Source organism: Streptomyces callyspongiae, assembly GCF_047200695.1.
Classification (GTDB): Bacteria; Actinomycetota; Actinomycetes; order Streptomycetales; family Streptomycetaceae; genus Streptomyces.
On the sequence record NZ_JBJZOM010000002.1, the window covers coordinates 163,807 to 178,459 of the forward strand.

Genomic DNA, 14,653 nt, shown 5'->3' on the forward strand with positions numbered 1-14,653 from the left:
GGACGCGCCGCACCCGAGCCGCCAAGCGCAGCGGCACTGGCTACCGCACCCTGCGGCCCCACGGGCCTGCCACCACCCCGCGTCACCCACACCGTCAAGCTCCAACTCTTCCCCCTGCACCGACAGCCGGGACCATCGAAAGGCCCAACGAACCTACCGATCACAACATCTGATAGAACGTCACCCGAATATCACCGGATGCCACCAGCTGCAAGATCAATCGACGCTGGGCGTGGGCGGGAACGGTACCGAGGGAGACGAGAAGTGATCGACCGCAAGGCCCTGTTAGGAGACCTGAAGCAGCAGGTCAAGGCGGCCGAGTCCGACCTCGCCAAGCAGGTGAAGGTGGTGCCGGAGGGCGAGAAGCTGCGCGCCGAGTACGACCGCGCACGGAAGCTGGGCCGCACGGCGGCCACGTGGAACTCCTGGCTGGACGACCGCATCACGCAGGTCGCGGTGGCGTGGGCGCTGGGCACCGTCTTTGTGCGGTTCTGCGAGGACAACGGGCTCATACCGGAGCCGTACCTGACGGCGCCGGAGGACGACCGGCGAGACCTGGCGCTGGCCCGGTTCGAGGAGTACGTCTCCCGGTCGGACGACCCGACCTACCGGGGCTGGCTGGAGCAGGCGTTCGACGAACTGGGAGCTGGGCAGGCGGGTCGGCTGCTGTTCGACCGCCGGCACAACCCGCTCTACCAGATCCCGCTGTCGCACGACGGCGCACGGGACCTGGTCGACTTCTGGCGCGGGCGGGACAAGGACGGCGTCCTCGTCCACGACTTCACGGACCCGCTAGAGGAGGACGGCGACGGCACGAAGGGCTGGGACACCCGGTTCCTGGGCGACCTGTACCAGGACCTGAGCGAGGCAGCCCGGAAGACGTACGCGCTGCTCCAGACCCCGGAGTTCGTGGAGGAGTTCATCCTCGACCGGGCCATGGACCCGGCGGTGCGGGAATTCGGGTACGAGGGCCTGAAGATGATCGACCCCACGTGCGGGTCCGGGCACTTTGTGCTGGGCGCCTTCCGGCGGTTGGTGCGGCTGTGGGCGGACGGTCGGCCGGGCAAGGACGTGCACGAGCGCGTGCGGGAGTCGCTTGACTCCGTGCACGGGGTGGACCTCAACCCCTTCGCGGTGGCCATCGCGCGGTTCCGCTTGCTGGTGGCGGCCATGGCCGCGAGCGGGGTGCGGACGCTGGGGCAGGCGGCAAGGTACGAGTGGCCGATCCACCTGGCGGTGGGCGACTCGCTCATCAAAAACCGGCACAAGCAGGGCAACCTCTTCGACGACCTGGACGAGGAGGGCGCGGACGAGCTGGCCGACTTCAAGTACGAGACGGAGGATGTGCATGAGCACCCGGATATTTTGCAGCCGGGGCGGTATCACGTGGTCGTGGGGAATCCGCCGTATATCACGGTGAAGGACCGGAAGCTCAATGAGCTCTATCGGGACCTGTACGACGCATGCGCAGGAACGTATGCACTGTCGGTGCCTTTTGCGCAGCGGTTCTTCGAACTGGCCATGACTGGTGATGCCGAGAGCGGGCGCGGATACGGCGTCGCAGGCCAGATTACGGCGAACTCATTCATGAAGCGAGAATTCGGGACCCGATTGATCAAGACGTATTTCGGACACGAGGTGGAACTTACGGAGGTAATCGACACCTCAGGGGCATACATACCGGGCCACGGAACACCGACGGTCATCCTCATCGGTAAACGTCGTGGCGGAACCCCGCGCGCATCGACAGTGCGCACCGTTCGAAGTGTGCAGGGCGAGCCGACCGCACCCGAAAACGGTGAAAATGGCTTGGTCTGGAAGGCCATCGTCGAGCAGATCGATCAGCCACGATCCATTAGCCAGTGGGTTGCCGTGGACGATCTCGACCGTCAGCGCTATTTCAGTAGAAAGCCTTGGATTCTCACCGATGGCGGCCTAGAGATGGTCGAAGCAATGTCAATTGTCAGCCAAGAGGCGCTGAAATCCCGCGTCTCCCGCATCGGCTTCTACGGCGATACGCATGCCGACGACGCACTTACCATGCCGCACCGAGCTCTCCGAGCACGGAACGCGGAGGATGAGTTCATCAAGCCTATCGGCGTTGGCGACGAAGTTCGCGACTTCGTCTTGGCCAGAGGAAATTGGGTAATTCACCCCTACGAAGCCTCCAAGCGTGTCGCCCCCTTGGCCTCTATGCCGAACATCGAAAGAATCCTCTGGCCCAACCGCACCGAGTTGGGCAATAGGTCAACATTCTCTGGCCGCACATATTTCGCCGACCAACGCTCTTGGTGGGAGTGGCATCAGCTCCCGAGGGATGCTGATGCACACGCATGGTCTCTCAACTTTGCGTTCGTGGCAACACACAATCACGTGGTATTGGACCGGACTCGAAGTGCATTCACACGCACGACGCCAGTGATAAAACTACGCAAGGACGCCCAGGAGGAGGGGCACCTACAACTGCTCGGTCTACTCAACAGCTCCACTGCTGGCATCTGGCTAAAGCTGGTCAGTTACCCGAAGGGCGGCGACCCAGTCGGAGGTGATGGCGCCCGAGTAAGCGTCCATCCCTGGTCGGATCGTTATGAGTTCACGGGAACCAAGTTTGAGGAGTTTCCGCTTCCCCCAGACTTCCCCACTGTTCTCGCAACCGCGTTGGATACCCTCGGTCAGCAACTCACCGCTGCCAGTCCGTCGGCCCTCGCCACAAAGACTGCGCCCATCGCAGGAGATCTCCGCGGGGCCAGCGCCACCTGGCACGCCACACGCTCCCGCATGATCGCCCTCCAGGAGGAGCTGGACTGGCAGGTCTACTCGCTCTACAACTTGCACCCCGAAGACCTGCGCGTTTCTGAGGACCCCGATTCGCCGGATCTCCCCGACCTCTCCCTCGGTGAACGGGCTTTCGAGATTGTGCTTGCCCGGCGAGTCGCCGCTGGCGACGCCAGTGACGAGTGGTTCAAGCGGCATGGGTCCACTCCCGTCACTGAGATCCCGGCCCACTGGCCCGCTGCCTACCGCGAGGTCGTGCAGAAGCGGATCGATGCGATCGAGTCGTCCCGCGCAATCGGCATGGTCGAGCGGCCCGAGTACAAGCGGCGCTGGGCCACCGAAGGATGGGACGCACTGCAGGAGAAGGCGCTGCGGAGCTGGCTACTCGACCGCATCGAAGACCGTTCTCACTGGTTCGATGAGAACGGTCAGCCAGCTCTCGTCACGCTCTCCCGGCTGATCGACAACCTCTCCCGCGACGAGGACTTCGTCTCCGTCGCCAAGATCTACACGCCCCGCAAGGACCTGCACACGGTCGTCTCCGAGCTGATGACGGTCGAGCACGTGCCCTTCCTCGCCGCTCTGCGCTACAAGCCCGCCGCACTCAAAAAGCGCGCGGACTGGGAGCACGTCTGGGATCTTCAGCGGAAGGAAGACGCCGCCCCGGACGAGCCGGCGAAGCGGAAGATCCGGGACACCATCCCCGTGCCGCCTAAGTACACCTCGGCGGACTTCCTGCGGCCCTCCTACTGGCGGGCGCGCGGCAAGCTGGACGTCCCCAAGGAACGCTTCATCTCCTACGCACGAGCCAACGTGGCCACTCCTGACCTGTACGGCTGGGCAGGCTGGGACCACCGGGAGCAGGCGATCGCACTCGACACGTACATCGCCACCCACGAGGGTCTGACCACCGAAGAGGTCACTCCGCTCCTGGCCGGGCTGCTGGAACTCCAGCCCTGGCTGGACCAGTGGCACAACGAACCCGATCCGCTCTTCGCCCCGACCCCCGCCAAGTTCTTCGAGGGCGACCGACAGATGGAGCAGGGCAAGCACGGCCTCACCGACGACGACCTGCGCGCCTGGCGCCCAGCCGCCGCGTCCCGAGGACGCCGTACCACAAAGAAGTAGTCCGACAGCATGGCCACGGCCCTGCGATCGGTACCGGTCGCAGGGCCGTGGCCATGCTGTCACTCGCCCAAGTGCTTGCTTCTGATGGCCGAAATGAAGGAGCCCCAGCCGACAGCCGGGAACACGAGCACCGATCCGTCCGGAACCTTGCTATCCCGTACGGGGATGACGGCGCCGAAGTCGTCAGAGACCTCGACGCACTGACCACCATCCGAGTTGCTGTAGCTACTCCGGCGCCAGGACACTGGGCTCAGGTCGATGGTTGGCATGGCACTTCCTCCAGCATGCGCAGAATGTATTTGCGCGACTCATCAGGTGGTAGGGCCAAGTCGCGTACTGCATCGTACATTTGCTGGAGTTGTTCGACCTCGTTCGCAGTCTCGATCAGTTCACCCCGACTGGCGCTCTCCACATAGGCCACGGTACGACCGTCTGACACTCGGAGGAACATCACGTCGGTGTGCGACAGGCTGTGTGGGCCCGCGCTATGGGGAAGCACCTGCAGAGCCACCATCGGACGCTCGGACATCTCGGCCAGGTGTGCTAGCTGCTCGCGCCAAGCCCCCGTATCCCGCAAGGGCGTACGCAATACGGTCTCAGAGAGGATCGAGCGGAAGTGCGGGGCCGCGTCGCCCTCCAGCAAGTCTCGACGGCTCAACCGGGCCTTGACCTGCTGATCCAGCTCTTTCCCCCTCAGTCTGCCTGCAGATAGAACCTCTCTCGCGTAGCCCGACGTCTGGAGGACTCCGGGAGGCACGCCTACCGCGAAATGCCAGAGGCTCACCGCCTCCGACTCCAGTGCCATGTAGCGCCGGTACCGCTCGCGGAACTGGGTGTGGTCCCCAGCGGCCACCTCCCACAGCGCGAGCAGCAGCCCAGGCGTCCCGTAGTACGTGTCGAGGGCCTGGGCGACCTCCGGGCTGCCGAGGGTCTCGCCCTTCTCCATCTTGCCGAACAACGACCAATCCCAGCCGAGTCGTTCGCCGAGGGCCCGCAGGCTGGTCCCGTTTCGCGCGCGCAAGGTCCGCAGCTCCTGCGCGAAGCGTTGGCGGGGCTCCTGGCTGCGGCCGGTGATGACGCGTCGTTGCGGCATGCGGCTTCCTTCGGGACGTGCACGTGACCGATGTGGAACGTGTGGAACCACCTCCGCGCGGCGGGGAAGCACCACCCCGTCCACACGCCGGTCGTCCACCGCCGGGTGCATTCTCGTGACACCCGTACTACGCAGCGTAGTTCACGCAGCGCAGTCGGGTCCTGGAATCGACGGAACAGCACCCATCGACCGCACGGACGAGGAGTCACATGAGCCCCACACCCCGCCCTCCCCACAACCCTAAGGTCGCCGAAGCTCTCGAAGCCCGTGACGCCCTCGCGGGTGCGCTCACCCGGGCCGGCATCCAGCTCCCCGCCATGGACATCCGTACTCCGTGGCTGGACGTGCGCGGGGACGACCATGAGGGCGAAGTCCGGTATGCCCTGGTCCACCTCGGCGTGTGTTCCGCGCCCGTGGCTCTTCTGCTGGCGGATGTGATCGCGAAGGGGCTCGCCGGGTGACGGAGGACGCCGACGGCGTTCCCGCCGTCGGCGAAACCGTCCACGACACCGCCCACGACCGGGTCGGTCGCGTCTTGGCGCACGACGGCCCGTACGTGCAGCTCCGCCCGCTCGCCGGTGGCCGCGAATGGGACGCCGCCCCGGAGACCATCCGCCCGCTCACGCAGTCCGAACTGCTCAGCGCCCTCGTGGCCGTGGCGAACGCCCGCAGCAGACAACCGAGGTGACACCCCTCCACGGCGTCGGCGGCCTGATCCCCTCCCCGTGATCACCGCCCTCACCTAGGATGGCGGAAACCGTCTCAGCGGCCCGACGGGCTTCCTGATCCGCCGCGCGAGCGCGCGCGGCGGGCGCCGGAGGACATGCCCCCACCCGCACGAGTCTTCTTCGTGCTGCCTGGGGGCATCTTCTTGCTGTTTCGTGAGTCCGCGTCGTCCGTGGCCGCCCGCATCCTGGAAGGGCGGCTGGCGCTGCATCTGACCGAGAACTTCCGTCACCTGCACGGCCGGAACGCCGGGCAAGCGGAGGTGCGGTCGTGGGCGAACAGCATCCCGGCTCTCATCAACGCCCTCATGGATGCGGGCCTCAGCGACGTCGAGGTGCTTCTCGAGTACAGCCTGCCCCTCACCAGCAAGCGCGCCGACGCCGTGCTCGCGGGCGTGCATCCCACGACGGGTGAGCCGTCGTACGTCATCGTGGAGCTGAAGCAGTGGAGCGCGACCCGCCCGGACGAGGACGACGGGCCGCTGCTGTGCCGGATCGACGCCTACCGCGACGCCGTGCTCAACCCGATCGAGCAGGTCCGGGGCTACTGCGAGTACCTGCTGTCGTTCAACGGCGCGCTGGAGCGGTTCCCGGATGCCCTCGCCGGCGTGGCGTTCCTGCACAACGCACAGGAGAACCTCGTCGCGAGTCTGCGCGGCGTCGACGAGGACCTCCACGGCCGGCTCTACAGCAGTGACCAGCGCGGTGCCTTCCTGGACTTCCTGCGCTCGCGGCTTGCCGCGAAGCCCGGCGCGGAGGCGGCAGACGCCCTGCTCAACGGCAGGATCCGGCCGTCGAAGCAACTGATGGCCGTCGCAGCAGACGAGATCCGCGACCGCGAGCAGTTCGTGCTCCTCGCCGAGCAGCGCGTCGCCTACGAGAAGGTCATGTCCGCCGTGCGCAAGGCCACGCGGTCCGACCACAAGCAGGTCATCGTGGTGAACGGCGGCCCCGGATCCGGCAAGAGCGTGATCGCCCTCTCCCTCCTGGGCGAGCTGTACCGGCGCGGCGAGTCTGCTCTGCACGCCACCGGCTCCGGATCCTTCACCAAGACCATGCGCAAGATCGCGGGCGCCCGGAAACCCGCCGTGCAGCGGCTGTTCAAGTACTTCAACAGCTTCATGGACGCCGAGCCGAACGCCCTCGACGTGCTGATCTGCGACGAGGCCCACCGGCTGCGCAAGACCTCCGCCAACCGCTACACCAAGGCCGAGCTGCGCACCGGCCGCCCGCAGGTGGCGGAGCTGATCGACGCCGCCCGCGTCCCCGTGTTCCTCCTCGACCAGCACCAGGTCGTGCGCCCCGGCGAGATGGGGACCAAAGAGGAGATCGAGCGGGCCGCGGCCGAGAAGAACCTCGAGTTCACGTCCGTGGATCTGGACGGTCAGTTCCGCTGCGGCGGCAGCGACGCCTACGAGAAGTGGGTGCTCGACCTGCTCGGCCTGGAGGGCGGCACCCCCAGCGCCTGGGAGCCGGATGGCAAGCTGGAGCTGCGGACCGCCGAGAGCCCGCAGGAGCTGGAGGATTTCCTGCTCGCCCGCCGGGCGGAGGGCTACGGCGCGCGCATGTCGGCCGGCTACTGCTGGAAGTGGACCACCAAGATCACGCCCGAGATGACCGAGCTGCCCACCGACGTCGTCATCGGGCAGTGGGCGCGGCCCTGGAACGTGTACGGCGACCGGTCCGTCCTCGGGGCCCCGCCCGCGCCGCTGTGGGCCACCAGCCCGGAGGGGTTCGGCCAGGTCGGCTGCGTGTACACCGCGCAGGGCTTCGAGTACGACTGGTCCGGCGTCATCATCGGCCCCGACCTCGTGTGGCGCACCGACCGGTGGGTCGTGGACCGTACGGCGTCCAAGGACCCGGTCTTCACCAAGGCGACGACGGACGACGAGATCGACCGGCTGATCCGCAACACCTACAAGGTGCTGCTCACCCGGGGGATGGTCGGCACGATCCTCTACTCGACGGACCAGGAGACGCGCGACAAGCTGCGCTCGCTCGTGCATCCGACGACCGAAGTGGCGGCGCCCGCACCCGTGTAGTCGTGCGTGTGCGAAAAGTGTTCTCCGCAGTTGACGGTACGTCATACGATCATATGACACAGCACAGCCGCACGTCGGAGAGTGATCGTTCATGGCCCAGCAGCCGCCCCTGCTCCGCGATGTCATCGACATCAAGGAGTCCATCTCCACCTCGGACTTCGTCCTCCAGCTCTCGGAGGCCACGAGTCCCGAGGGCGCGGAGCGGGCGCTGCAGGACTACGTGGTCACCGAACGTCTGCTGGAGAACTTCGACGAGGCGCTCGGGCTGATCCGGTCCGCGCTCGACGGGCACCGGTCCAAGGCGTCCTACCTGCACGGCTCGTTCGGTTCCGGTAAGTCGCACTTCATGGCCGTGCTGCACGCGCTGCTCAGCGGGGCTCCGGCGGCCCGTGCGCGGACGGACCTGGACCCGGTGCTCACCAAGCACGAGTGGCTCGGCACCGAGGGGAAGCACTTCCTCCTCGTGCCGTACCACATGCTCGGGGCGAAGTCCCTGGAGCAGCGGGTCCTCGGCGGGTACGTCAGCCACGTCAAGAAGCTGCACCCCGACGCCCCGACGCCGCAGGTGTACCGGACCGACGCCCTGTTCGACGACATCCGGTCGATGCGGGCCCGGATGGGCGACCCGGCCGTCATCGCGGGTCTCTCCTCGGGCGAGGGGGCGGCGACCGACGAGGAGGACGAGTGGGGCGAGGCGTTCGGCTGGACGCCTCAGCTGCTCGACACCGCGCTCGGTGCCGAGGAAGTCCACGAGGGCGGCGAGGCCCTCAATCTGGTCAGCCCGTCCCGGCCCGCCGAGCTGCGGGCGCGGCTTGTGCAGGACGCGAGCACGCACCTGCTGCCGGGCTTCGCGAAGAACGCCGCCGAGGACGAGCACGGGTTCGTGTCGCTGGACGCCGGCCTGTCCGTGATCGCCGAGCACGCCAAGTCGCTGGGCTACGACGGACTGATCCTCTTCATGGACGAGCTGATCCTGTGGCTCGCCACCCTCATCCACGACCAGAGGTTCGTGGCCAAGGAAGCCGGCAAGATCACCAACTTCGTGGAGGGCGGCGACGCCCGCCGGGCCGTGCCGATCATCTCCTTCATCGCCCGTCAGCGCGACCTGCGCGAGCTGGTCGGCGAGGAGGTGTCGGGGGCGGCCGAAGCCTCCATCCAGGACACGCTCAACCTGGCCTCCGGGCGGTTCGACAAGATCACGCTGGAGGACCGCAACCTCCCGCAGGTCGCGCACGCGCGCCTGCTCAAGCCGCGGGACGAAGAGGCCGCCGCTCGCATCGCCGCCGAGTTCGACAAGACGCGCAAGATCCGCCAGGAAGTGTGGGACACGCTGCTGGGCTCCGACCGCGGCGCCGACGGCGTCGGCGCGGACGAGGAGAGCTTCCGGCTGACGTACCCCTTCTCGCCGGCGTTCATGGACACCCTCGTGCACGTGTCCTCCGCGCTGCAGCGCAACCGGACCGGCATGAAGCTGATGGGGCAGCTCCTCGCCGACCACCGGGCCGAGCTGCGGCTGGGCGACCTGATCCCGGTCGGTGACCTGTACCCGCTGATCAGCGCGGGCGGCGACAAGCCCTTCACCGACAAACTGAAAGTGGTATTCGAGGCGGCCGACAAGCTGTACCGGACGAAACTGCGGCCGTACCTCATGCTCACCCACAACGTGTCGGAGGAGGACGTCGAGCAGTACGCCCACCGCCCCGACAGCATCTCCGACCCGGATCTGCGCGCCCGGCTCAAACAGTTCACCGGCGACAACCGGATCGTCGGGACGCTGCTGCTGTCGGCGCTCGCCCCGAGCGTGCCCGCCTTGTCCGACCTGACGATCCGCCGTTTGTCCGCGCTCAACTACGGCTCGGTGGTCGCTCCGATCCCCGGCCGCGAGTACGGCATCCTGAAGAACAAGGTGGACGAGTGGGCGGGCCGCTTCCCCGAGATCAAGCCGACCGGAACCGAGGGCAACCCCGGCGTCCGGCTCGAACTGTCCGGCGTCGACGTCGACTCGGTGATCGCCAACGCCAACGTCAACGACAATTCGGGAAACCGCGAGTCGCTCGCCAAGCGAATCCTCGTCGAGGAACTGGGCATCTCCCAGGACAAGCTGATCAACGAGCTGCACTGGGTGTGGCGGGGCACCGACCGCAGCGTCGAAGTGGTGTTCGGCAACGTCGCCGACGAGGACGGACTGCCCGACCACGACCTGATGCCCCAGCAGGACGGGCACTGGCGGATCGTGATCGACCTTCCCTTCGACGAGAGCGAGTGGGGGCCGCGCGAGGACGCCAACCGGATGCAGCGGCTGCGTGAGCGGCAGGGCGAGCCGTCCCGGAGCGTCGCCTGGCTGCCCACCCACCTCTCCAGCCAGCGGTACCTGGACTTCCGCCGCCTCGTCGTCATCGACAAGGTTCTCTCCGACAGTGAGCGCTTCGAAGGGCAGTACGCGAGCCACCTGAGTCCCGACAACCGGTCGCGGGCCAAGGGGCTTCTGGAGACGCAGCGGGAATCGCTGCTCAAGAACGTGAAGGCCGCCTTCAAGCAGGCCTACGGCCTCGCCGACAAGAAGGCCACCGACGTGGAGCTCGGCTTCACCGACCATCTGGAGTCGCTGCGCGAGGTCGACGGACTGACCCTGTCCTTCGGCCAGTCGCTCCGGGACGGCATCCGGCACGTCGCGGACAAGCTGCTGGCGAGCCAGTACCCGGACCATCCGGACTTCGACCCCGAGAAGAACGGCAGCGTCGTCAAGCCGGCCGACGCCAGGAAGGTCTTCACGCACGTCCAGGCCGCCGCCGAGGCACGCGACGGACGCGCCGAAGTGCCCGCCGGTGACCGGCCTCTGATGCGCCGGGTGGCCACGCCGCTGCGGCTGGGGCAGCAGAAGGAGGCCTACTTCGAGCTGTCGCAGTACTGGGCCGACCACTTCCGCCAGCTCGCCCGCGAGCAGCGGGTGACCGGCGACCTCAGCCTGATCACCCTCACCGACTGGACGGACGTGCCGACACCGCGCGGACTGCCGGGATTCCTCGCCCGGCTCGTCGTGGCCTCGTTCGCCGAGATGGACGACCGGGTGTGGGTGCGCGGGGGCACGCCGCTCGACCCGGCGCCCGCGCTGAACGAGGTCAAGGACCACGACGCGCTGCGCAGCCAGCCGCTGCCCTCGGAGGAGGTGTGGGAGACGGCCCGTCAGCGGTTCACGGCCCTCTTCGGCGAGCCGGCGCCCACGCTGCGCCGGGGCCGCATGGTCAACCAGCTCGCCCGGCAGATCGCCCAGCAGTCCAAGAACCATCACGAGGACGCCAAGGAGCTGGTGGCCCAGCTGGAGCGGCACGCCGGCTTCCTGCACCTCGACGAGACCGCCGAGGGCGGGCGCCTGGCCTTGGCGCGGCGAGCCTCCGCCCTGCTCCAGGGACTCACCCGCTCGGCCGGCCAGGGTGCCGCCTCCGCCCGGAAGACCGTCGAGGCTCTCGCCGCCTTCGAATTCGGTGACGTCGGAGCCGACCGGTTCGGGACCTCCGTGAAGCAGGCCCGGAAGGTGGCGCAGGCGCTGGACTCCACGTCCTGGACGACCCTGGACCTGGCCACCTCCGAGGGCCCCGAGGGCGAGGCGCTGCTGGAGTCCCTGCGCAACGCCGCGCAGAGCGACCAGCGCACCAACGACCTCAAGGAGACTCTCGCTCATGCCCAGCGCGAGGTGCTGGCGCTGGTCAAGCGCAACAAGGCGACGCCGGCTCCGCAGACCGCGCCCCCTGCCCCGCGTTCGGGCGACGTGCCCCTCGACACGCCGACCAGTCAGCCGCCCGTGCCCGAGCAGCAGACAGCCGGAAGCGGCGCGCCCGCGCCGGGGCGGGTGAAGCAGTCCGGAGGCGGCCGGACGACGGCCGGGCAGGCGGTGGCCGAGCTGCAGGCCGAGATCGCGGACCTGGTGGCCCAGCAGCCCGGGGCCACGGTCGAGATCACCTGGCGGGTCGTCGAAGGATGAGCGCGACGACGACCAGCGCGGTGGCGACACGGCTGACCCTCCCGACGATCACCCAGTTCCTGTCCGCCCAGAGCTCGCTCGCCGACGCCCTCGCAGGCAGGGACCGGCGACGGGCCGTGCTGCTGCGCTCCGCTCCTGAGTGGGACGGCCCCGCCGAACACGTCTGGGGCGACGGACGGTCGGTCCGGATCGCGGCTGCCCCTTCCCCACTCGCCGTGCACGAGCTGCTGCTCGCCCACCTGTCGGAGGCGGCGACGGGCCCCGACGTCCTAGTGGTCCTCACCGACCGCGAGCAGCACGAACTGGATCCGGCCCTCCTCGCTCGCGCCCACCGGCAGCGCGTCGACACGGTGGACAGGTGGAACGTCGTGCGGGACGCATTCGGGGCCGAGCAGGTCGAACTGCGGCTGCGGGACGAGAAGTGGGCCGCGGAGGCGCTGCTGGACGCGGCGCCTCCCCGGGGCGGCTGGCCCCGGCTGGGGGGCCACGTCCTGTCCCGCAGGACCGCGCTGTCCGCGCTGGCCCTGCGACGCCTGGGGCTGGGCAGCTACCGTGACGAAACACTGCCGCAGGACCACACCGCGTCCGCAGACCGGCTGGACACCCACACCCTGCTGAGCTGGTCCCTTCTCCCGGGAGGCCCGGAACGGTTCCTGGCACTGCGCGGTCCCGAACGTACCGGCCTGTCCGCGTTCCTCGGCGAGGCAGACCAGGCCGGGCTCGGCGGGCGTGCGTTGATGGCCCTAGTGCAGGCCGAGCACGGACCGGACGCGGTGGCCTTCGGTCTCGTCTGTGCCGCGCTGTGGTGCCATGCCGAACCGGATGCGGCCGTCTACCAGGCGCGCGGTCGCGCGGAACAGTGGTTCGGGGACCCTCCCCCGGCGCGGGGAGAACAGCTCGACGCCATGGCGGCGGCCTTCGGCCGGGCCGCGGAGGAATACGTCGGCATCCTGCTCGCCGAAGCCACCAGGAAAGGCGCCGGCCCGGAAGAAGCCCGCGAGGCGCGGCGGGCCGGCGACACAGTCCTGGAGCGTGCCTCCGTACTCGTCCGCCAGTTCGGCGCGGAAGCCGCCGCCCGGACCAGTCCCCTCCTCCCGGCCGGTCTGGAAGCCCGCTTCACCGAGGTCGGGACGGCCCTCGCCACCGGTGAGCCGGGACCGCTCGACGCGGCCGTGCGGTCGCTGAGCGAGCACCGGAGGGCAGACGTGCAGGACGTGCGGGCGCGGATCGAGCGGACCCGCATGGCAGGGCGACTCCTGCGGTGGCTGGCCACCGAACCGGCCGTCGAGACGCAAGGCGTCGGTGAGGCCATGGACCGCCACCTCCGGGAGACCGCCTGGGTGGATCGCGCGCTGGAGCACATCGAGGCCGGCGGAGATCCCGACGACCGGCTGCGAGCCGCCTACGACGCGCTGGCCGAGCGCGCGCGCGAGCGACGCCACGAGATCGACCGCTACTGCGCCCGCGAACTGGCGCACTGGACCGCGGACGGCAACGACCCCCGCAGTGGCCCGCTGACGGTGGAGACCTTCCTGGAGCGGGTGGTGAAGCCGGTGGTGCGTGGCACCACCGACCGGCGCGTGCTGCTGCTCGTCCTGGACGGCATGAGCGCGGCCATCGCCACCGAGCTGGGCGAGGAACTGCGCTCCTCCTGGGCCGAGTTCGACCCGGTGGGCGAGGACTCGCCGCGACGGCGCGCCATGGCGGCGGCGCTTCCCACCCTCACCTCCGTGTCCCGCACCTCGCTGTTCTCCGGAAAGCTGTCGCACGGCTCCCAGAAGGACGAGGCCAAGCACTTCCCCGCCCTGCCGCTCTGGCGTGGCGCACCCGCTGCGGTGTTCCACAAGGACGATCTGCGCTCCGACAGCGCGGGGGACGTCTTCGGTCCCGCGCTGACCGAAGCGCTCATGGACGGCCGCACGCATGTGGCAGTCGTCCTCAACGCGATCGACGACCGGCTCGCCAAGGAGCAGAAGCTGGGCGACGGCAGCTGGCGGGCGGAGCACGTTCCCGGCCTGCAGGAGCTGCTGCGTGTGGCAGCCTCCCAGGGCATGGCGGTGGTGCTGACGAGCGACCACGGGCATGTCGTGGACCGGCGCGGCCGGAAGGTGGAGACCGGCTCGGCCCTGTCCGCCCGCCACCGTTCCCCGGGCGGCGCGGTGGGTGCGGCGGAGGTCACGCTGCGGGGCGCCCGGGTCGTCGCGCCGGAGCCGGGCGGCTCCATCGTCGCGCTGTGGGATACCGACTCCCGGTACACGGCACGCAAGGCGGGCTACCACGGCGGGGCTTCCCTCGCTGAGTTCACCATCCCTGTCCTGGCTTTCCTGCCGTTCGGGGCGACGCCTCCCCCGGCCTGGCGGGAACTCGGGGACCAGCGACCGGCCTGGTGGGAGGGGGAGCCGGCGGCGGCCCCGGCCGGCACCGCCGCTCACCGCGAGACGGCATCCTCCCCTGCCCGTCAGGCACGGCGCAGGCCGACGGCTTCCCAGACGCACCTGGCCCGTACGCACGACGCGTTGTTCGACGTCTCCATGGCCCCGGCGCGGGAAGACCAGGACGCTCTGGTGACCCCCGAACTCGTGGGTCCCGACGACGCCCTGGTCGCGGCGCTGCTCGCCTCGGAGGCGTTCACGGGGCAGATGAGCCTTCTCGCACGCAAGCCGCCGTTGGACAAGGTGGAGAAGGCGATCCGTGCGCTCGTCGACGCCGGGGGCACCCTGCCGGTCACCGCACTCGCCCAGCGCGTCTCGTATCCCGCTACGCGCGCGGACGGCTTCGCCGCCATCCTGCGCCAACTACTCAACTACGACGGTGTGCAGGTGCTGGAGACGTTGCCGGACGGCCGCACCGTTCGCCTCCACCTCTCCCTGCTCCGCATGCAGTTCGGCCTTTGCTGACGTTCCGTTCGCCC

At 68.8% G+C, this 14,653-nt stretch carries 8 protein-coding genes; 6 read left to right on the plus strand and 2 right to left on the minus strand.

Annotation, left to right across the window (positions count from 1 at the left end):
• Positions 1-264 precede the first annotated feature (264 nt).
• Positions 265-3,903: a BREX-2 system adenine-specific DNA-methyltransferase PglX gene (gene pglX / locus ACL06G_RS02460; RefSeq protein ID WP_412835294.1), complete on the plus strand. Its 3,639-nt coding sequence runs from the start codon at positions 265-267 to the stop codon at positions 3,901-3,903.
• 59 nt (positions 3,904-3,962) lie between these two features.
• Here pglX and ACL06G_RS02465 read toward each other — a convergent pair whose 3' ends face one another.
• Positions 3,963-4,172 carry a DUF397 domain-containing protein gene (locus ACL06G_RS02465; protein WP_412835295.1) on the minus strand — a complete coding sequence of 70 codons (210 nt, stop codon included), beginning with the start codon at positions 4,170-4,172 and terminating at the stop codon, positions 3,963-3,965.
• A complete protein-coding gene (locus ACL06G_RS02470) occupies positions 4,154-4,996 on the minus strand; it encodes a helix-turn-helix domain-containing protein (RefSeq protein WP_412835296.1) in 843 nt (280 codons plus the stop codon). The genes ACL06G_RS02465 and ACL06G_RS02470 overlap by 19 nt, the downstream gene beginning before the upstream one ends.
• Positions 4,997-5,205: 209 nt before the next feature.
• On the opposite strand from ACL06G_RS02470, the gene ACL06G_RS02475 reads away from it, so the two are divergent.
• The 5 genes from ACL06G_RS02475 to pglZ all read left to right on the plus strand — a co-directional run bounded on the left by ACL06G_RS02475 (position 5,206) and on the right by pglZ (position 14,639).
• Complete coding sequence (locus ACL06G_RS02475; protein WP_412835297.1) at positions 5,206-5,457, plus strand: hypothetical protein; 252 nt, start codon at positions 5,206-5,208, stop codon at positions 5,455-5,457.
• Entirely contained in the window at positions 5,454-5,684 is a 231-nt protein-coding gene (locus ACL06G_RS02480) for a hypothetical protein (RefSeq protein ID WP_412835298.1), read from the plus strand. The genes ACL06G_RS02475 and ACL06G_RS02480 overlap by 4 nt, the downstream gene beginning before the upstream one ends.
• Positions 5,685-5,819: 135 nt before the next feature.
• Positions 5,820-7,763: a DNA/RNA helicase domain-containing protein gene (locus tag ACL06G_RS02485; protein ID WP_412835299.1), complete on the plus strand. Its 1,944-nt coding sequence runs from the start codon at positions 5,820-5,822 to the stop codon at positions 7,761-7,763.
• A gap of 91 nt (positions 7,764-7,854) precedes the next feature.
• Positions 7,855-11,742 (plus strand): BREX-2 system ATPase PglY, encoded by a 3,888-nt coding sequence (gene pglY, locus ACL06G_RS02490; protein WP_412835300.1) that lies wholly within the window; start codon positions 7,855-7,857, stop codon positions 11,740-11,742.
• Complete coding sequence (pglZ, locus tag ACL06G_RS02495; protein ID WP_412835301.1) at positions 11,739-14,639, plus strand: BREX-2 system phosphatase PglZ; 2,901 nt, start codon at positions 11,739-11,741, stop codon at positions 14,637-14,639. The genes pglY and pglZ overlap by 4 nt, the downstream gene beginning before the upstream one ends.
• Positions 14,640-14,653 lie beyond the last annotated feature (14 nt).